Raw genomic sequence first — 20,207 nt, forward strand, 5'->3', positions numbered from 1 at the left:
AAATTTCAGCATAACGAAGAGAATCATAGTAAGGTTGATCGGTAATAATAGCATCTACATAATTATCAGGAATATGAATTCAATTATCAGCTGAAGCCGGCTCTATTTGAAGACACTTTGAATTGTATTGTTCCATCCCCGGAAGTTTTGAGTAATTCAACACTAAAGTTTTTCCGGTTAATAACATTTGGTAAAATAAAAATGGTTGAAGTCAGAGCGAATTACGATAAATCATGGAAAGAAGCGTTAAACGAATATTTTGAAGACTTCTTAGCCTTCTTCTTTCCCTCAATACACAGAGCAATTGATTGGACACAAGCTCCGGAGTCACTCGATAAAGAACTGCACAGTATTACAGCTTCAGCAGAAACTTTAGATGGAGTGGCTGACAAGCTTTATAAAGTGGCGTTGCTAGATAAAAAAGAAGCGTGGATTCTCATCCATATAGAGATGCAAAGTTATTATGATGTTCAGTTTGAAAAGCGGATTTACACTTATAATTACCGTGCTGCTGAACTTTATGATAAGTTTGTTGTGAGTCTAGCAGTTTTAGGTGACGATAGTCCCACATGGCGACCTAACCGTTATGCTAAATCTATTTTAGATTGCTCATTGAGTCTCACATTTCCCACGGTCAAGCTCATGGATTATGAATCCCGTTGGCATGAGTTAGAATCAAGTAGGAATCCATTTGCCATCATCACGATGGCACACTTAAAAACTAAAGCAACCACCAGTAATTTGCTCCAGCGGGAAGAATGGAAATGGCAATTAATTCGCGGACTTTACGAGCAGGGTTTAACAAAACAGCAAATTGCTAAACTGTTTGACATAATAGATACAATGATGACATTGCCCGAACAGCTACAAACAACATTATTTGCCAAAATCGATCGCTTTGAGGAGGAAAGGAAAATGGCTTTGGTTAGTCCAACCGTACAACTGGCTAGGAAACAAGGTAGAGAAGAAGGTAGAGAAGAAGGTAGAGAAGAAGGCAAAATAATAGGTGAGCAAAAAGTTATCATACGACAACTCAATCGTCGTCTTGGTGAGATAGAAGCTCCATTAATTGAGCAAATTCGTCAATTACCTGTTCAACAGTTAGAAGAATTATCAGAAGCATTGCTGGATTTTTCTACTGTAGCCGATTTAGAACAATGGTTACAAGATAGACCATTAGTTATAGAATCATAAAAAGGATTGGGGGAGACGTTATTGGATTTTACTGAAGTTGGGAATTTGATAGCTTGCTTAGAGCAACAGTCACTCGATCGAGTTGGATCGTACTTTTCGTCAAAGAATACTAGCGATCGCCATTGCTTCTGACTCCCCCGCACCAAACCGTTGACTGTACTGTACTTTTTGATTTCATTATTTTTTCCGTTCAATCTTCACACCAAATTATTAAGCGTTCTTAATATTCCTCAAAAGTTCTAACTCAGAATTAATACCCAAATTAACAGGAATGCTTCTTGCAAGCAATTCATAGGAATGCTTCTTCCAAAGTAATTTCTAATAGTTCAGCTAACTTACTCAAGCTGATTTTACCTAATTGATATGCTTCCAATGCCATTTCTGTATACTCATTAGGCAATATTTTAATCATAGCTCACACGATCATCCATCAGAATAGATAAAAATTGAACTTATAAATTTAAAATAAAATATTGGTCGATTGACACTAAAATCCCCTAGAGTTAGATCCCACTTGTTGGGTTTATTAAAGCTAGTCAAATACTTGACTAACAAGTTAACCCAACACTAAATTTTTCCGAGTCAATCACATTTTGTAGGAGAAAAATGGTTGAAGTCAGAGCCAATTATGATAAATCATGGAAAGAAGCGTTAAACGAATATTTTGAAGACTTCTTAGCCTTCTTCTTTCCCTCAATACACAGAGCAATTGATTGGACACAAGCTCCGGAGTCACTCGATAAAGAACTGCACAGTATTACAGCTTCAGCAGAAACTTTAGATGGAGTGGCTGACAAGCTTTATAAAGTGGCGTTGCTAGATAAAAAAGAAGCGTGGATTCTCATCCATATAGAGATGCAAAGTTATTATGATGTTCAGTTTGAAAAGCGGATTTACACTTATAATTACCGTGCTGCTGAACTTTATGATAAGTTTGTTGTGAGTCTAGCAGTTTTAGGTGACGATAGTCCCACATGGCGACCTAACCGTTATGCTAAATCTATTTTAGATTGCTCATTGAGTCTCACATTTCCCACGGTCAAGCTCATGGATTATGAATCCCGTTGGCATGAGTTAGAATCAAGTAGGAATCCATTTGCCATCATCACGATGGCACACTTAAAAACTAAAGCAACCACCAGTAATTTGCTCCAACGGGAAGAATGGAAATGGCAATTAATTCGTGGACTTTACGAGCAGGGTTTAACAAAACAGCAAATTGCTAAACTGTTTGACATAATAGATACAATGATGACATTGCCCGAACAGCTACAAACAACATTATTTGCCAAAATCGATCGCTTTGAGGAGGAAAGGAAAATGGCTTTGGTTAGTCCAACCGTACAACTGGCTAGGAAACAAGGTAGAGAAGAAGGTAGAGAAGAAGGTAGAGAAGAAGGCAAAATAATAGGTGAGCAAAAAGTTATCATACGACAACTCAATCGTCGTCTTGGTGATATGGAAGCTCCATTAATTGAGCAAATTCGTCAATTACCTGTCCAACAGTTAGAAGAATTAGCAGAAGCATTGCTGGATTTTTCTACTGTAGCCGATCTAGAACAATGGTTACAAGATAGACCATTAGTTATAGAATCATAAAAAACATTGGGGGAGGCATTATTGGATTTTACTGAAGTTTGGGATTTGATAGCTTGCTTAGAGCAACAGTCACTCGATCGAGTTGGATCGTACTTTTCGTCAAAGAATACTAGCGATCGCCATTGCTTCTGACTCCCCCGCACTAAACCGTTGACTGTACTGTACTTTTTGATTTCACTATTTTTTCCGTTCAATCTTCACCAAATAGTTAAGCGTTCTCAATATCGCTCAAAAGTTCTAACTCAGAATTAATACCCAAATTAACAGGAATGCTTCTTTCAAGCAGCAGTTCTGGATGTGAATTACCGTGGAAGTACGGGCTACGGTCGCGAGTATCGACAAAAGCTAAATGGTGAATGGGGAATTGTGGATGTTGACGATTGTGTCTGTGGTGCGCTTTATTTAGTGGAACGAGGGGAAGTAGACGCAAATCGCCTCGCAATTTCTGGCGGGAGTGCAGGTGGTTACACAACGCTGTGTGCCTTAACTTTCCGAAATACATTTAAAGCAGGAGCAAGCTACTATGGAGTCAGTGACACAGAAGCTCTTGCACGGGATACGCACAAATTCGAGTCGCGGTATTTGGATGGTCTCATAGGTCCATACCCACAACAACGTCAGCTGTATCAAGAGCGATCGCCAATCCATTTTACAGACCGTCTTGCCTGTCCGATAATCTTCTTTCAAGGATTAGAAGATAAAGTTGTTCTACCCAACCAATCAGAAGCCATGGTCGAAGTCCTAAGACGTAAAGGTTTGCCTGTAGCCTACGTTGCATTTGCTGGCGAACAGCATGGCTTCCGCAATGCTCAGAACATCAAACGTGCTTTGGATGGAGAACTGTACTTCTACTCACGAATTTTTGGCTTTGAATTAGCTGAACCAGTTGAACCTGTAGAAATTGAAAATCTTTCTTAACAAATTTCCTCGGATTTCTCACATTGGAAATGTGGGGCTATACAAACAAAGCCCGCCTACGCGGGATCATTATATCATGTTCGGTTAAACGTTTATAATATTCGTAGGTTGGGTTGAGGAACGAAACCCAACATGAGTGCAGAGTTTGTTGGGTAACGCCATCGCCTCAACCCAACATGAGTGCAGAGTTTGTTGGGTAACGCCATCGCCTCAACCCAACGAGCGTTAATAAATTTTATTATAAGTCATCACCCGAACATAAAAAAGTTATGGAACCGCAGACGAACGCAGACGAACGCGGATAAATCTGTACTTCATTCAAGTGAGAACCGCTATAGCTCAACTGCATAAGTCGCTTTTGCTAGCACTTAAATATATAAAGAAAGCTTTCCCAACTTAACTGAACGAAAAAAGAAGGTGAGGAAAAAATGCCCAAGATTGGTTTAGCAAAACTTGTTATTCTCACCGCGTTCATACTGTTTGTATCAGGAAGTTCGTACTTTCTGAATCATTCACTCCCAGCCCAAGCTTTGGCGGCAACACAAAAACAATTCGCAATAAGTCATTTTCAATCAAGGAGTTCTAAAGAAAAACACTCAAAAGTTCTCACGTCCCAAGAACAAACCCTCATTGCACAAACTAACACAAACTGTGCTCCAGTAGAATCTGGCAAGATATTTCGTTTCATAGATGGAACAGACTCGTGTGTAGCACCCATGACCGAACAGGAAATTGGGGAGAATCTTAACGATCCTTTCGCCGCAGCTATTCTTCGCAAAGGTATTTTTCCAGACAGTGTTGATGCCATTGTGACTGAAATTTCCAACTCTGGGTTAAATCTCCAACAAGCCAACTATTTGCTGGGAGAAGGTAGCCAAATTCCAACGACAGTTGTTTCACGGGAAGCACCGCGTAACCTGCGTTACGTCCTTACCTGGGGAACAAGTCCAACAAGCAGTGCTCAGATTTTGCTCAATGCACCACCGGGAGGAGATTCTAGTTTCCTGCAAGTGATTTCATGGAATGCTCAAGCGAAGAGATACAACTTTTATGAATTTCGGGAACAAGTAGGCGAAATCAAAGATATTCCGACTAGGGTATGGGTTTGGGCTGGCGACTCACCTATGGCACAAGCACCTCAGACTATGGGACATGGGTGTTTCGACTGTCACCACAACGGTGTGGTGATTATGAAAGAATTGGCGTTTCCTTGGAACAATTGGCATTCCCAACGTGCAACAATATCGCCTTTGAACGTACCGATCGCTGTTGCTCAAGAGCAAATATTTCAGAATCTTAACGGTGCTGAGATTCTCGAGCGAGTTATTAGAAGTGGATTCCAAATTTACCACCAAAATTGGCTGCGCGATCGCGTAAAAAACGAAGAAGGAACTATTCGTCTCACTGATGTCAACAAGATGTTGCGTCACCTCACCACCAATACTACCATCAATCTTACCTCTACCAATATAGAAAGTAACGGAGCAAATACCAGTCCAGCCAACAGCGATCTCTCAGGAATTCCCAATGACTTTTTCCTCTGGGATTCAGCCCTAAGAACAGCGCTAAACCTCAATTATACTATTCAGCCTATTCAGTTTAAACGCAATGATTATGACAATTACCTAAAAATTCATAACTTCAAACTGGTTCAATCTGACTTTAAAAAACCGGATGGTTCGCCATTATATGAGCAAGATGGTTCCACCTACTTTGCTTTTTTTGTCCCCGTACCATCAGCAGAGGATTTGTTCCTGTTGACCCAAATGCGCTCTGCAAAAATTTTAACTGACAAATTTATTGCTTCACTGCTAATGGTTGACTTCCAAAATCCAGTTTTTTCAGAGAAGCGAACCAGTTTGCAGCAGTATGCCGAGCCGATGACAACAGGTACTATCATCAATGGAGTCAGTAGCGTACCTGACGAGTTTGCAAACAAAGTTAAAGCTGTAGCCGCCAGTCAACCAGACTGCGATTCTGCGAATTGGGACACCTGTTCTAGCGAACAACAATTTCTTTTCACTTGGAATCTACCTGATGACCAATGGAAGACATCTGTGCAGCAGCGAATTCAGACTTATCTAGACGAAATTAACAATCTTTCTGAATCAGAACGCTTAGATCGACTGATGCGACTTGCTGTTAAACGGCGATCGCAGTTTCAATCTTGGCCAACTATCAAAAACCTCCAAGAATTTAGCCTGCTGCTTCCTCAAACCGATCTACCCCAGTAGTGTACTACTCGATAATAGGAGTCAAAAAATGCCCAAACTACCTCAATTCAATCCACCTGCAAATCAAAATGATTTCCGCTCTGGTGAAGAAGAGAAAGAGAAAGCCTTCCGCAGTCGTTGGAATAGTAACATCAATCGATATACAGAACAGACCTTACAAAACGACCCGTGGGATTCTGTAAATCAACCTACCCTAACCCAATACTACAACCCTCTCAACACAGACATTCCCGAAGGCATAAAAGGAGCAGTTATCAAGTGGACAGCATTTCCAAACAGAATCTTAATTACATTTCCCAATGTAGGACAGCGCACGCAGTGGCAGTTTGCAGATGAAGGTCCATCAGATCCTAACTATAATCCCAGAGGACCCCGTGGATGGCAAGACGAATATTGTGAATGGAGTGTCACCCGCAACTCCGAGGGAAAAATTACCAAAGTCATGTTTACTTGCGAGAACCGAGAATATTGGTACACCCTTTGGGATATCGAGCCAGCAATTGTGCTGAGGCTTTACCAAGAGTTAGTCGGAGCGCAAGTGCAACTGGAAGACCTTTACTTACGGAACGATAATGGAGAACCTATTATTGACCCAGAAACTGGAAGACCAGCCTATGACGATCGCAACAAGTGGAATAGCACGACAACCGATGGAGCCGTTCATTTAGTCAGTAATCCCAATGCTCTGAGTGCTGAGATTTTTCTTGCAGGACAAGCCACGGTTCTGCGACAAAATTCAGCAGGGAACCCCATTACTGATAAAAACCAGCTCATCAACTGCAGTCAGTATGGCACTCCAAACCGTAACAGCGATCCGACCATTGGAGCGTCGGTCAACGCATTGGTACGTGGAACCGGACAACCAGGTTCTGGCGTGAGGATTTCTTTACAGAACCCAGTCGGACTTTATATTCAAGAACCAAGTTTTGACACCTACCAACTTCCCTTAAATGCTCCTGCAAACGCTCAGCCATCTGACTATTGGAAGGTTGTTCGAGGTCGCCGGCGGCAAAATGGAGAGGATATGGATTTTATTCTCCATGCAGTGTTTGAGGTACCAGAAGACCAAGGCTTTACGGTCAGTGATATTGCCATTAATGGATTTAATATTGAATTTGGCTCTCAGATTACACAAACGTTTGACATCGCCTTGGCTGGGTTACCTTTGCCACAAATAACACCACCAGAATCTTTTCAATGTGCGGGTTTTGCACAACAGCCACTACCACGTCCATTTCTTTTAAGAGACTTAGAGTTGGTAAATGCAGCTGCTCGTGGTAACCTTAAGATGCGAATTGAGCCGGGAACAACAGTGGAAAATGTCGTGCTGATTGCGTTTAATAGCGATCGCGATGCTACCATTGCGTTGACAGGTGCTCCCGGAATCACAGCGACCAAAGTAGATTTTCAAGACCAAAACGGGGAACAAATTTTCTTCCTGACTATTACAGCAGCACCCAATGCACCCTTAGGCGATCGTTCTTTGCTTTTGACCAATCCTGATGGTTCTCAAGGTCCGGCTGTGTTCGGCTTATTGGAAGTCGTTTCACCTGGAACTCTTGCTAGGACTACTGAATCAGGAACGCGATCAGCAAGCGCAGAAAAGTCTCCTGTCACATCAATTCCTATGGTTAAGTTACCAAGAAGGTAGGCTATTGACACTCCCTACCCGCTTGAGTACCTTGAGGGTTTAGTTGGTCAGATCCCCGACTTCTTGAAGAAGTCGGGGATCTTGCAGATCTCATAATTAGTCAAACACTAATAGTTCGCCACTTTGAATGTGAGGGGTTAGATAAAAAACCGCAAAGACGCAAAGAGCGCAAAGTTAAGAGGAAGAGAAGAAGAATTTAAAGATTGCTCAACCCATCAAAGTTAATGTGACAGACTACTAGAATCTAATGTGTAATTATTTCTGTCCGATTACTTAAGTCATATAGTGAAAAGTGAGTTATAGCAATCCTAAATCATTTGTAAAATTCTTTCTTCTCTTCGCGCTCTTTGCGTCTTTGCGGTTAATAATTTTAAAACTCAAATAGGAGTGCTATATATGGTGAAGCCATTGCTGACAGTTGATTTACTTATAGAGGAAGCTGTTAAGTTTGCTGAGGTAGAAAGTACCTACGATGAACCATCGTTGTTTGGTGTTACTGATGGAAAAGCAGTTGGAACTTATCTGGAACAAAAATTTCGGACATATTTGGCTTTGTCATATGAGTTTGGACTGGGAAATTCCGCTTCTGGAATAGATTTTCCGGATTTAAATATAGATATAAAAGTTACAAGCATCCGACAACCGCAGTCTTCATGTCCATTTAGATCGGCTCGGCAAAAAATTTTTGGTCTTGGATATGGGCTGCTAATTTTTGTTTACGAAAAGACAGATGACCATCAGTATAGAACTAGTAGGTTAGATATGTGCCATACTATCTTTGTTGAGCCAAGCCGTACTGCTGATTATCAGATGACTCGTGGTATCCTGAATATTCTTGCCAATGATGGTAATTCTGACGACTTAGTTGCCTTCATAATGGATCGCAATCTACCTGTCGATGAGATAGAAGCACGTAATATTGCGGAGGAGTTACTTAACAATCCTCCCGAACAAGGTTATTTAACAATATCAAATGCTTTCCAATGGCGGCTTCAATACAGTCGTGTTATACAGAAAGCAGGAGAGATTAGCGGGATTTTTAAAATAAGATAAAGTGACATGGTACAACAGAAAGCTAAAAATATATGGGAATTTGGTGATTTTCAAACACCAGAAGACTTAGCTATAGAGGTAACTCAGCTGATTCAGAGATTAGGAATAGCACCCCAATCAGTTTTAGAACCAACCTGTGGACGTGGAGCCTTTTTATTGGCAGCTTGTAAAAAATTTTCAAATCGTACTAAATTGCTTGGGGTTGATATAAATCAAGAGCATTTGAATCACCTCATGACCAAGATTGAAGAAAATTCTTTACCTATAAATATTATTCATGGTAATTTTTTTAGCTTAAATTGGGCTGAAATTCTCAAAACATTGCCCGACCCAATACTGATTCTTGGTAATCCTCCTTGGGTTACCAATTCCGATTTAGGAGTATTAAAAAGTTTCAATTTACCCAAAAAAACAAATTTTCAAGAAAAAAGTGGATACGATGCTTTAACAGGTAAAAGTAATTTTGATATTTCTGAATGGATGTTACTACAGCATTTGGAGTGGCTGAGAAAACGGACTGGTACAATTGCTATGTTATGCAAAATGTCAGTTGCTAGAAAAATTCTGAATTATGTCTGGCAGCATAAACATAGGATTATCCGCGCCCAAATATATAAAATAGATTCACTGAAATACTTTAACGCTTCTGTAGATGCCTGTCTATTCATCTTACAAATTGGAGATAGAGAGTTATCGACTACTTGTGAGGTTTTTGAGGATTTGTTAGAGCAAAAACCATTACCAACTATAGGGTATCATGATAATACACTTGTTTCCAATGTCATAAACTATAAGCGTTGGTCTCATTTGAGAAGTAAGAATTCAGATTATATTTGGCGTTCTGGCTTGAAACATGACTGTTCTAATGTCATGGAACTAGAACGTTCAGTCGATAAATACAGTAACGGATATAGTGCTGTTTTTTATCTAGAGAAAGAATGGGTTTATCCTCTTTTAAAAAGTTCAGATATCGGTAATAGTCGTTTGTCCAATTGTAGAAAATATGTTCTTGTGACACAACGTTCTATGGGAGAAGATACAACTCACTTGAAGTTAGATGCTCCTCATATCTGGAACTATCTTCAAAATTATAGACAAGATTTATCAAAGCGCCGCAGTTCTATTTATCGGAATCGTCCAGAGTTTTCTGTTTTTGGCATAGGGGAATATACTTTTGCACCTTGGAAAGTAGCTATCTCAGGGTTTTATAAAACTCTTAACTTTGTGACAGTCGGTTTAATTGATAATCAACCTGTTGTCTTTGATGATACGGTTTACTTTTTACCGTGTCAGTCACAATCTGAAGCTGATTTTCTTGTTAATCTATTGAATTCACAACCTGCTAGAGAGTTTTTAGAGTCAATGATTTTCTGGAGTGACAAACGACCAATAACTATTGAATTGCTCAAGCGATTAAATTTACGTTTGCTCGCACGGGTTTTGAATCGAGAAGAGGAGTATAATAGTTACACTTCAAACAAATCCAGTCAGCAACTTTCAAATTCAATACAATTGAGCCTTAACTTGGTTATAAACTAAATCTATAAATTTAACCCACTGGCTCGATAACATTCGTCTTCATCTCTAGCGATACGGAAGCCACTTCCTAAACGCGTACTATACTTTAAAGGGTTTGCGTGGAACTCCTTTAAACTCGTCCTTACCTAAAGGAGCTGTAGAAACTCGAATGCTATGCTCGTCTTCTTCCACAAAACTAACAGGTGCTGGACTCTGTAATGCTTCAGACTCAAGTTCAGCCAATTCCTTCCGTAAAGCCTCTATCCTAGCGGGGGAAACGTGCGCTGCTTCCGCATCCTCAATCATTTTTTTGAGCCGTGCAATCGTAAGACGCATTTTTGCCCTCCATTAGTATTATGGGACTGTTGTTAACACTATTGTATTTGGTATTTGAAGAATCAGGAAGCTTCCCACAAAATCGCTCTGAATTGTACAAAGAAGGACTTTGCTGAAGCACCCAACCAGCCTAGTTTATTAGAGTATTTCATTCAACTGTTTGCTAGATATGGCATTGCACCCAATACAAAAGTCAAAACTGGGTTTTAGCATCTCTCTTTAATTGGGGAACCAGTGAGACAAATCAGTTGGTTGATTTAACTGCTGTGGAACAACTGCTCAATCAAGGTAAGCTGTTCCTGCTGCTAGATGGACTAAATGAAGTGAGAGAAGCAGAGAGCAAACGGGTTTTGCAGGAAATTCAAAATTTTACAAATCTGTTTCCTCAAAATCAGTTTTTTCTGAGACTTTTCTATACAATAGGAACAGCACTTAAGGGTCGTATTTCAAAAATGTTGACACTAAATGTATCGCAGTCCCAACCATCCGCAAATCTGAAGGTAACAATTCTACTAGAAAATCTTGCCACAGGACAAGTTGCTGCTTCTATATTTGAGTTGCCCGACTGTCGAGTAGAAGCACCAAACAGAGAAGAAGCTATTACCCAAATTAAAGCTGCATTTTTAGAAGGGCTTAAGCGTATTGAAACAATCTCGTGGGATGTGCCAGTTCAGGCTTCAGAACCTGCTTGGATAAAATTTGCGGGTGTTTTCAAAGACGATTTAGATTTTCAGGAAATTATGCAGACAATTCGAGATGAGCGAAATAGTAATGATGAATCTGAAGTTGACCCTTCTTATTATTTGTAAAGGGAGTTTTAGTGTCTCTACATATTTTGGATACTGACCATGTTTCATTAATTCTGTACAATCATCCCTTAGTTATCGCAAACGCTGCTCAACACCAAATTGCAGTTACAGTGATTACGGTTCAAGAACTTTTCAATGGGTGGATCGGCAGAATTAATGACCCGTCACTGGTAAATAATTTACCTGCGCTCTACACAAAACTTTGGACAACCGTGAAATATCTTATATTCCGCTACAATTTCTTCAGAAACAATCCATTCACAATCTGGATTATCAAAAATCAACTGAATAACTGCTCTTGGTACTCTACCTTTGAGGACAGCAGAAACTCAAACATTCGTATCAATAATAACTTTCATTCTCCGCGTCGGTAAGCTTCAATCTCTGCTGCTATTTCTGCTGAGGTAATATCTTGTACTCCAGGAAGCGACTGTGTTTTTTCAAATAAATCTCTCAGTTTTTTACTAATTTCCGCTCTTGGGTTATCCTCAGGTAAGATAATTATTTCTACTCGCTGTCCCGCCTGAAAAGGTAAATCAGATAATATCACTTGCTTTGGGTCTGTAATGGTGATATATTTTTTATAAGCGTTCATCATTCCTCCATTAACTTTGCCTTTCTCTACTTAGTGTGAAATCTGCGGTTAAGATTTTGCCTTGCCCGTTGCCGCTTACTTTCATGGAGATAAATCTATCTCATATCAGTAGCTTACACGAAAGTCAGGTGGCGTGAATTAGCGGGCGAAAAGTCTTAATCAGTAAACCAAAAAGTTTTTCCCAAAACAGCGATCGTCAAGTTACCAAGAAGGTAAGCTATTGACACTCCCCACCCGCTTGAGTACCTTGAGGGTTAAGTTGGTCAGATCCCCTCGTTCCTTGCTTCTGACCAATCCCGATGGTTCTCAAGGTTCGGTTGTGTTTGGCGTATTGGAAGTCGTTCCACCTGAAACCCTGGCTAGGACTACTGAATCAGGAACGCGATCGCTAATCGCAGAAAAATCTCTTGTCATATCGATTCCTATGGTCAAGTTACCAAGAAGGTAAGAATCTTCATACAACGTAATATTTTTAGACAATAATTCATCTACCACAATTTTCATGCAAAGACACAAAAAGTGGCTTCGCGATGGCAGGTACTCAAACGAACAAAATTTCTGCAACAAGCTGCCTTGCCTTCACGCCTTTGCATGAATTATTATGTAACTGCATAATCAAAACTTGCTTGCACCTAATAATTAATGGAAAGCACAAAAAGCGTTTTTTGTGTTTTGCTATCTAGTTTAGGCTTAACTAGTGTATTTTGACTTACGCTATTGCGTCGTTTTTAGCGACGTTTATTGGCACGGATTTTTTAAAAGTTCGTGCTGATGCAATTGCTTTGTCGAGCCACAGCCCTCTATATAGCAAAAATGATAAGACAATATGTGTATCTACCATTTACTATGTAAGCAAGTACTCAACTCTTGTTATACATTACTTTTTCTTAATTTGTAACTTTTCTAACACTTTTCAAGAATATAGTCACCCAGACGCAAAGCGTCTTTTCCATGAATAGAAATATACATACCCCGTGCATACAACAAAACTCGTGCTTGGAGAATTAACAGGGGTTATAGACTCTATGTTGATCTTCTTCTTAGTTAAAACATTAAAATTTCCATAAGTTGAGGTTTTTATGCAAAAAGTGCTTATTCTAGCCGCAAACCCAGAAGGTACTGTACGCTTGCGCTTAGATAAAGAGTTACGAGATATTGCAGAAGGGTTACGACGTGCTCAAGAGCGGGATCGGTTCACTCTAGAGCAACAAGTGGCAGTTCGTCCAAGAGATATCCAACGGGCGTTGCTAGACCATAAGCCACAAATTGTTCACTTTTCCGGACATGGTGCGGGGGAAGAGGGATTAGTCTTTGAGGATGAAGTTGGACAACCGAAGTTAGTCAGTGGAGATGCACTAGCAGGATTGTTTAGGCTTTTTGCCAATAAGATTGAATGTGTGGTGCTTAATGGCTGTTATTCAGAGGTGCAAGCAAAGGCGATCGCACAACATATTAAATCTGTCGTGGGCATGAGTCGGAAAATTGGCGATAAAGCGGCGATTGAGTTTGCTGTAGGATTTTACGATGCCTTGGGGGCAGGATACCCATTTGAGTTTGCCTATGAACTTGGTTGCAGTGCTATTCAAATGGCAGGAATTAAAGAACACTCAACACCTGTTTTGCTGAAGAAGTCAGAAGCTACCGAGATTGGGGAGCAGCCAATTGCTGTTCAACCAGAACCTTTGTCTCAATCAGAGAATCAGGCGATAAATGTCTTTTTTTCTTACGCTCATGAGGATGAAGACTTGCGGAATGAATTGGCAAAGCATCTTAAACTTCTAGAACGACAGAAAGTGATTAAAGCCTGGTATGACCGTGATATCACAGCAGGAGGTGAGTGGAAAAGTGAGATTGAAAAGCAGTTAAATTCTGCTCAGATTATTTTGCTACTTATTAGTGCTGATTTTCTATATTCCGAATTTTGCTGGAGTGTGGAATTAGAACGAGCAATGCAACGTCATGAAGCAGGAGAAGCCCGTGTGATTCCAATTATTTTGCGGGAGGTCGATTGGCACACAGCGCCCTTTGGAAAGTTACAAGCATTACCCAAAAATGCACAGCCTGTTACAGGCTGGTCAAATCGAGACCAAGCTTTTGCAGAAATCGCTAGAGGAATCACTAAAGTTGTGAAGGAGGAATTAAACAAAAATATTTAGTATGTAACAGTATTAAATATGACTGGAATTTAAATATTTATTTATGCTATTAACTAAGCAATTATAAGGTGAAAAAAAGATAGCTATTTAAGTTTAAGTAATTACATATTATATATTTTTATATGTTTCATTCAATTTTCAAATATAATTTAGGCTATAGATTTTATTTAAATACTAAGAGGTGTGACTAAAGTGACACCAAATAAATCCATTGAAATTTACTTTTCTTATTCTCCAGTTGATGAAAAATTACGCGATGAACTTGCAAAACATTTGACTAGCTTAAAGCGTGAGGGAGTAATCAGAGATTGGTATGAAAGCAAGATTAGCGCAGGTAAAGAACGTGCAAAAGAGATTGAAAAGTATTTAAATTCAGCTAATATAATTTTGTTGCTGATAAGTTCGGATTTTCTTGATTCAGAAGAACTTTGGGAGATTGAAGTTACACAGGCGATGGAAAAGCACAACAAACAGGAAGCTCGTGTGATTCCTGTACTGCTTCGCTCGTGTGTTTGGGATAGTACGCCCTTCGGTAAGCTGGAACCTCTCCCCCATAATAAAATACCTATCACGAGTTGGTTAAATAAGGATGAAGCATTCACAGATGTAGTTCAAGGTATTCAACAGGCTGTTAAAGAAATTTCTGGGCTGAAAGAAGAAGCAGAAGAAAAAAAGAGCGTACCTCTAAGAAAAAAGAGGCTGCCTCGTATTCCTTGACGTAGCGTTCGCAATGTATCGATAAGCAGTATGTGGGTAACTTTTTTAGTAATCTTTATGCGTTTTTCTGGATTATTTGAGGGAGCAGAACTATGGTTTTTTGACAACATGATGAGACTTCAACCAACTGGTGTTCCAGATAACCGTCTGTTAGTTATTGAAGTCACTCAAGAAGATATAAAAGCACAAGGGAAAGAGCCTCGACAAGATTCGTCGTTAACAAACAAGAACTTATTGGAAATTCTCAAGAAACTAGTAGACAATCCTAAAAATAAACCAAAAGCGATTGGTTTAGATATTTACCGAGATTTTGAAAATGAAAACAGAGAGTTATCTAAAATTATGAGTGAAAAAGATAATTCTATTTTTGCTATTTGTAATATAGGTGATCCCAGTCAAAAAAATAAAGGGGTTGAGCCACCAGATAACTTTAGTCAAGAAAGGCTGGGGTTTAGTGATTTTTTTACAGATCAAGATCGTATTGTTCGTCGCCAAGTTTTAAAAATGGCTAACGATCAAAAACCTTGTAGGACAAAAACTGGTAAGCAGCCAGTCATACACTCTTTAAGCCTACAGTTAGCTCGGCATTACTTCAAAGATCGGATTTATAAAGATCCATTGGATGGTAAAAATTCCTATTTACAAATAGGCAATACTGTAATTGAGTCACTTTTCGCCGAGTATCGAGGTGGCTACTCAATGCGAACAGACTTGAGGGGATATCAAATATTACTGAAATACCGTAAACCTTGTTTAGATCGTGTTTGTTCTCTTGAGAATATTGCTCCAAAAGTTACAGTTACCGAATTTTTAAAAGATGATTTTTTCCAAAATTACAACGATCTAAAAAACAGAATTGTTTTGATTGGAGTAACAGACAATTCTCGCGAAAAACCTTGGGATACTCCCTTTTCTTCTGGAGGTCACCCAATACCGGGGGTAATTATTCATGCACAGATGGTCAGCCAGATTCTGAGAGCAGTTGAGGATAAAGAAGCTCTCTTAGGAGTTTGGTCTATTTGGCATGAGATACTCTGGATTTTCGCTTGGTCATTAGTTGGAGGAACTTTAGCTCAGAGGTGTCGTACAATCAATAGTTTGACTATGTTTGGGGGAATAGCCTTTTTGAGTTTGTCCGTTATTTGCTTCATTATATTTATTTTTCCTAATGTTTGGATACCTTTTGTACCTTCTGCCTTAAGCTTTTTAAGTACAGGGGGAGTAGTATTATTTATCAGGTTAAAACCTCAAAAATCATCCTAATTTCTTAAACTACTAGTTATGTTTCAATGTTTTTTACCGACAACAAGATGGTTCAGAGCCATTATCATTGCGATTCTGGCAATCATCCTCTTTATTAGCTATGCTTCACCAGTTATAGCCCAACAAGATAATAGAAATTTTATTCAAGTTTTCATAGAGGAGGCGCAATTAGTGCTGAAAGGGCGAGCACAGCGAAAAGAACTGACTAAACCAAACGGTAGCCCACGAGGAGGAGGGTTTAGAGGTGACTGTCCTGAGCTTATTGCCTTAGGAAAAGATGAAATCCCACTTACAGCTTTTGTGCCTGTAATACCGGAAGAACAACCCTCGTCATCTAAGTCAGACGATGTTTCGCTCTCTAAATTAAATTATGTTTGGGGTCAGACAACCGAAGAATATCCAACCTTTTGGTTCTACATCCCTTATGTATATAAAAAATCAGAAGTTGGATATGGAAAATTCGTATTGCTAGATAAAGACAAGCATAGTGTTGCTGGTCCAATCTTTGTCAAAATCCCTGAAGAACAACCTAGTATTGGGAAATTTACTTTGCCAGAAAGTGCAAAACCTTTAAAAAATAAAGAATACATCTGGTATTTTTCAATTATTTGTGATCCCCTAAAACCATCCCGAAATCCCGGAGTTACTGGTTGGATTGAAAAAGTTACATCGCGATTTTTACCTGTAAAAGATTACCAATATTACGCACAACAAGGTATTTGGTATGACACTGTTACACGCTTATTTAATAGTCAAAATTCACAAACCCAACAGCTACAACAAAACAAAATATTACTCATTAAGTATATATTCAGTAGTGTGATAGAGAAACCACAGAAAGAAGAAGATTTTAATTACGAGGAGAAATTAAATCAGATCGCAGAGCGAATTGCTAGTTTTGAACCTCAGATATTAAAACCTATTCAGTTTCAGTAATCTATTTAGAAATAAACCTGGTAAATCAAAAAATGTTTGTCATCAGAAACCAAATTTTTTAGAGTAATCTGGTTTCTACTTTTGACATACCTAGTTCATTCTATTTTAGAATTGCAACACTTAAATATATAAATCCAAAGTATAAAGTAGGATTACACAATCCAAAATCCAAAATTGTATCAGAGCCAATTTCCAAGTAAAATATAGGATGCCCAATATCTTGGATGTTCACGACCAGGTAACTCCTTGAGTACTTTTTGAGCCTGTTGCAAAGCTTGGGCTTTTGTTTTCACTTTCGGGTCAATAAACTGTCTGTAAAATATCTTAGTAAAATCAACACTGATTTCATCATCCAATGTCCACAGAGAAGCGATCGCACTACGAGCACCTGCTCGTACACCTACACCCGAAATTCCCAAAGTAGCTCGCTTATCACCTGCTGCAGTTTCACACGCACTTAGTACAAGTAGTTCGATAGGTTCAAGCTGACTTTGAAGTTGTGTACGAAAAACATCGCCTAGCTCTTTAATTGAAATAATTTGGTCGTAAGCTAAGATAAATGTATTTTCAGGGCTAGAGCTAAACTCACCATGTGTTGCCAAATGAAAGATTTGAAAAGCAAAAGTATTGATTTCATTTTGGAATTCCTTAGTCTTAAATTTGTCATTGGAGAGTTTAGTAACAGAAAGTCTAGAGTTACTTTTTTCTAGATTATTCAATACATCTAGTTCCTCATTTGCATAACGTAACGTAGAAAATTTCCGTAGTTCATTGACTTTTTGATCTGGCTTATCTAAACCAGCAGCGAGAATTTTCAGTTTTTTGCCTTGAAGAACGTCAGGATATGGAATATCTAATCTAGGAGCTAGTGCGATCGCATACTTGTCTATCAAATACTCAACCTCCTTGTTTGATGCTTCATTATTATAGTTAGAAACAAGTGCTGCTAATGGAATATTTCGCAAATTCGTATCTAAAGCAAATACTAGTGTCTTAATATTTTTGTAATTTTTATCAATATATTCGTCTACATCTTTCATTAGCCAATCATACAATTGTTTAGCTTCTTGTCTAACAGCTTCAAACGTATACTCTTCTTCCAAATCTAACTGCAATTGTGTGACTAGATATTCTACTTTTTTCCGTTCAACATACTTTTTAAAACTTAGTAGTTGTTTAACATTAGGAACTTTAAGGATAACCTCAATTCTATCTTCTAAAACAAGTGGATATACAAAAGCTGTATCCTTAGCTTTTTTATCAAGAACATTATCAATTGTCTGTAAGTTATTTTCCGGGCAAGCTAGGCGTAGAAAGTTTTCGAGTTCTACTGCTTGCAGAGAGGTAATTACTGTGCGAGCTTGAGAGAGGTGAGTTTGCTCAGGGTTTTGCTTAGATAGTAATAAGTCAACGTACTCACGATAAACTGTTTCAATTTCTTCTAAAAAGGACAATTGTGCATCAGGATTACCAGATGCTAACTCACGGCGAAGAAATTGCAATGTTTCAAAAGCACCTTTATAAGCTTCTCGTGCTTCTTTTATGTTTTTTAAATTGTTTTGTATCTCATTCGCTTTTACCTGTCTACTTTGTGTAGATTCAGGTTTGTAAATGCGTCCCAATTGCCATTGCCACAAATAGGCTATTTCTTGGGCTGGAATAGATTGAGCTATCAACAACGCTTTTTGAGTTTTTGTTCTAGCCAAATCCCATTGTTTTCTGCTTTCATATAGTTTACCTAGATACCCTAACGCATAAGATTCTGCTCTTAAATTGCGTAGTTGTTTATCTGGTTTACCTTGAGCTTCGTCAATTGTTTCATTTAAAAACTTTTCAAGTTTTTGGTATTGTTCTTCAGTCAAATTTTGAAGACGCATCCAGTTTTTAGCAAAGTTAAGTCTTGTGTAAAGTGTTGTATGGCTCCGTGGCAACTTCTCTATTTGCTGCCGAAGATCATCAATTTCTTGTGACTGAATTATTGGGTTTTGCTCTGATAACTGCTGACTTAGCCAGTTATAGAGTTCTGTAGGAGATAGAAGTCTAGTTGCGGGAATATTACTATCAAATTGAAGTTTAAGTTCGGGAATAAGTAAATTCTTCCAGCAATTTCTTTGCTGATTAACTAGAGATAGGGTATTTCGTCTAAACACCCGATTGAAAACATCTTTATCCTGACTTTCTTGAATATTCTTTACCTTACTCTCTTGATTAATTTTTTGACGCCAATCTTTCAAATCTGATAAAAAACTTAACCGATTCAGACGTGTTTGTATTGCAATTTGTAAGGCTGATTTTAGGTCAGCTTTTTTGATAGCATATTCGTAAGCATCTATTGCTGCGTATGCATCTACTATGGTACAAACAATATGTTGCCGATCGCCAGAGCGGCTGTATAAGTCTTGTTCTTTATTACTTAAAGCGCGTCTTATATTGCCAACATCAAGCCAAGTTGCCATAACCTCTTCAGGTTTAACTTTCTGTAAACTCAGTAACAAAACATAATTGGATAAGTCTAGCTCACCAAGCCCTCGTAAAACGTTACCCAAACTACGTAAGCCAATTAGTTTAGCAGAAGAATCCGTTGATTTCTCTGCAAGAGAGTCGAAAAACTCCCTTTGTTGCTTTTGCTTATTTTCCTCTTTTAACTGTTGTGAATTTTGCTTGTTGTCTCCCAATTCTTGTGGTTTTTCTCGCAGCGTTGTACAATCTTTATCACTGAATATTTGTAGTAGAGTATTGCAAGCTTTTGGGTAAAATCCTAGAGCTTGCTCTGCTTGAGCTTGATTAATTTGATTATTGATAGTCTCAGTCTCATTTCCTTGCTCACGATAGGCAGTAACAGCTCTTCGCCAACAGTCTCTGGCGTCATCGAATTGCCCTCTATCGTAACTTATTCTACCATTCTTGCTTAACACTTCAGGCGCAAGATTTGGTGTTCTCGAACAAATTAACTCTATTGTTTGAGACTCTTTACCAATGACTCGCTCTACTGACAACTGTTGAATACCAAGAACTAAAATAAGTCCGAGAAGAAATAATAAGAGTATAGTAATTGCACGATATTTGATCTTCTGTGCAAAAAGACGGTGTAGTTGTGGAAATCGAGGTTTTAGAAGGGGTTCCATAAAATAGAAAAATATATGCCTTGTTCTTGTAAAGTTCTTTCGTTTGATTTAATAGAGATGAGGGGAATTCCCCAGTCAAAGCGGGCAGTCAGAGTATCACCCA

General features: G+C 38.8%; 16 protein-coding genes. 12 read left to right on the top strand and 4 right to left on the bottom strand.

Translation table 11 applies throughout. The annotated features are described in order from the left end of the window. The first annotated feature begins 201 nt into the window (after positions 1-201). The 7 genes from WA1_RS27065 (at position 202) to WA1_RS27095 (ending at position 10,188) form a co-directional block, all read left to right on the top strand. Entirely contained in the window at positions 202-1,194 is a 993-nt protein-coding gene (locus WA1_RS27065) for a DUF4351 domain-containing protein (RefSeq protein WP_017749949.1), read from the top strand. Between the two features lie 606 nt (positions 1,195-1,800). Continuing rightward, entirely contained in the window at positions 1,801-2,793 is a 993-nt protein-coding gene (locus tag WA1_RS27070; RefSeq protein ID WP_066613039.1) for a DUF4351 domain-containing protein, read from the top strand. A gap of 297 nt (positions 2,794-3,090) precedes the next feature. Further along, the gene (locus tag WA1_RS27075; RefSeq protein ID WP_017749952.1) at positions 3,091-3,711 is read left to right on the top strand and encodes a S9 family peptidase; all 621 of its coding nucleotides are present in this window, start codon (positions 3,091-3,093) and stop codon (positions 3,709-3,711) included. Positions 3,712-4,139: 428 nt separating this feature from the next. Next, entirely contained in the window at positions 4,140-5,945 is a 1,806-nt protein-coding gene (locus tag WA1_RS27080; protein WP_017749953.1) for a hypothetical protein, read from the top strand. A gap of 28 nt (positions 5,946-5,973) precedes the next feature. Further along, a complete protein-coding gene (locus WA1_RS27085; protein WP_017749954.1) occupies positions 5,974-7,596 on the top strand; it encodes a hypothetical protein in 1,623 nt (540 codons plus the stop codon). Between the two features lie 396 nt (positions 7,597-7,992). Beyond that, positions 7,993-8,649, top strand: coding sequence for a type II restriction-modification system restriction endonuclease (locus WA1_RS27090; RefSeq protein ID WP_017749955.1), 657 nt, complete (start codon positions 7,993-7,995; stop codon positions 8,647-8,649). Between the two features lie 6 nt (positions 8,650-8,655). Then, a complete protein-coding gene (locus WA1_RS27095) occupies positions 8,656-10,188 on the top strand; it encodes an N-6 DNA methylase (protein ID WP_017749956.1) in 1,533 nt (510 codons plus the stop codon). Positions 10,189-10,266: 78 nt separating this feature from the next. On the opposite strand, the gene WA1_RS27100 is transcribed toward WA1_RS27095, so the two are convergent. Further along, positions 10,267-10,503 carry a hypothetical protein gene (locus WA1_RS27100; protein WP_017749957.1) on the bottom strand — a complete coding sequence of 79 codons (237 nt, stop codon included), beginning with the start codon at positions 10,501-10,503 and terminating at the stop codon, positions 10,267-10,269. A gap of 248 nt (positions 10,504-10,751) precedes the next feature. Between WA1_RS27100 and WA1_RS60305 the strand changes: the two genes are divergently transcribed. Further along, entirely contained in the window at positions 10,752-11,312 is a 561-nt protein-coding gene (locus WA1_RS60305) for a hypothetical protein (RefSeq protein WP_017749958.1), read from the top strand. A gap of 355 nt (positions 11,313-11,667) precedes the next feature. On the opposite strand, the gene WA1_RS27110 is transcribed toward WA1_RS60305, so the two are convergent. Beyond that, positions 11,668-11,910, bottom strand: a complete 243-nt coding sequence (locus WA1_RS27110; protein ID WP_272819239.1) for a hypothetical protein — start codon at positions 11,908-11,910, stop codon at positions 11,668-11,670. Between the two features lie 303 nt (positions 11,911-12,213). Further along, positions 12,214-12,411, bottom strand: a complete 198-nt coding sequence (locus WA1_RS60310) for a hypothetical protein (protein ID WP_017749960.1) — start codon at positions 12,409-12,411, stop codon at positions 12,214-12,216. A 575-nt stretch (positions 12,412-12,986) separates the two neighbouring features. Between WA1_RS60310 and WA1_RS27120 the strand changes: the two genes are divergently transcribed. The 4 genes from WA1_RS27120 (at position 12,987) to WA1_RS27135 (ending at position 16,979) form a co-directional block, all read left to right on the top strand. After that, positions 12,987-14,063, top strand: a complete 1,077-nt coding sequence (locus tag WA1_RS27120; protein ID WP_017749961.1) for a TIR domain-containing protein — start codon at positions 12,987-12,989, stop codon at positions 14,061-14,063. Between the two features lie 183 nt (positions 14,064-14,246). Next, positions 14,247-14,780, top strand: coding sequence for a toll/interleukin-1 receptor domain-containing protein (locus WA1_RS60315; protein WP_272819240.1), 534 nt, complete (start codon positions 14,247-14,249; stop codon positions 14,778-14,780). 30 nt (positions 14,781-14,810) lie between these two features. Then, a complete protein-coding gene (locus WA1_RS27130) occupies positions 14,811-16,043 on the top strand; it encodes a CHASE2 domain-containing protein (protein WP_017749963.1) in 1,233 nt (410 codons plus the stop codon). Between the two features lie 18 nt (positions 16,044-16,061). Beyond that, the gene (locus WA1_RS27135) at positions 16,062-16,979 is read left to right on the top strand and encodes a DUF928 domain-containing protein (RefSeq protein WP_017749964.1); all 918 of its coding nucleotides are present in this window, start codon (positions 16,062-16,064) and stop codon (positions 16,977-16,979) included. A 179-nt stretch (positions 16,980-17,158) separates the two neighbouring features. Here WA1_RS27135 and WA1_RS27140 read toward each other — a convergent pair whose 3' ends face one another. Further along, a complete protein-coding gene (locus tag WA1_RS27140) occupies positions 17,159-20,104 on the bottom strand; it encodes a CHAT domain-containing protein (protein WP_017749965.1) in 2,946 nt (981 codons plus the stop codon). Positions 20,105-20,207 lie beyond the last annotated feature (103 nt).

Source organism: Scytonema hofmannii PCC 7110, from assembly GCF_000346485.2.
In the GTDB taxonomy this organism is placed as follows: Bacteria; Cyanobacteriota; Cyanobacteriia; order Cyanobacteriales; family Nostocaceae; genus Scytonema; species Scytonema hofmannii.

Coding starts and splice junctions, on each gene's coding strand:
- WA1_RS27065 (WP_017749949.1), top strand. CDS start 202: ATGGTTGAAGTCAGAGCGAATTACGATAAATCATGGAAAGAAGCGTTA.
- WA1_RS27070 (WP_066613039.1), top strand. CDS start 1,801: ATGGTTGAAGTCAGAGCCAATTATGATAAATCATGGAAAGAAGCGTTA.
- WA1_RS27080 (WP_017749953.1), top strand. CDS start 4,140: ATGCCCAAGATTGGTTTAGCAAAACTTGTTATTCTCACCGCGTTCATA.
- WA1_RS27085 (WP_017749954.1), top strand. CDS start 5,974: ATGCCCAAACTACCTCAATTCAATCCACCTGCAAATCAAAATGATTTC.
- WA1_RS27090 (WP_017749955.1), top strand. CDS start 7,993: ATGGTGAAGCCATTGCTGACAGTTGATTTACTTATAGAGGAAGCTGTT.
- WA1_RS27095 (WP_017749956.1), top strand. CDS start 8,656: ATGGTACAACAGAAAGCTAAAAATATATGGGAATTTGGTGATTTTCAA.
- WA1_RS27100 (WP_017749957.1), bottom strand. CDS start 10,503: ATGCGTCTTACGATTGCACGGCTCAAAAAAATGATTGAGGATGCGGAA.
- WA1_RS27110 (WP_272819239.1), bottom strand. CDS start 11,910: ATGATGAACGCTTATAAAAAATATATCACCATTACAGACCCAAAGCAA.
- WA1_RS60310 (WP_017749960.1), bottom strand. CDS start 12,411: ATGAAAATTGTGGTAGATGAATTATTGTCTAAAAATATTACGTTGTAT.
- WA1_RS27120 (WP_017749961.1), top strand. CDS start 12,987: ATGCAAAAAGTGCTTATTCTAGCCGCAAACCCAGAAGGTACTGTACGC.
- WA1_RS27130 (WP_017749963.1), top strand. CDS start 14,811: ATGTGGGTAACTTTTTTAGTAATCTTTATGCGTTTTTCTGGATTATTT.
- WA1_RS27135 (WP_017749964.1), top strand. CDS start 16,062: ATGTTTCAATGTTTTTTACCGACAACAAGATGGTTCAGAGCCATTATC.
- WA1_RS27140 (WP_017749965.1), bottom strand. CDS start 20,104: ATGGAACCCCTTCTAAAACCTCGATTTCCACAACTACACCGTCTTTTT.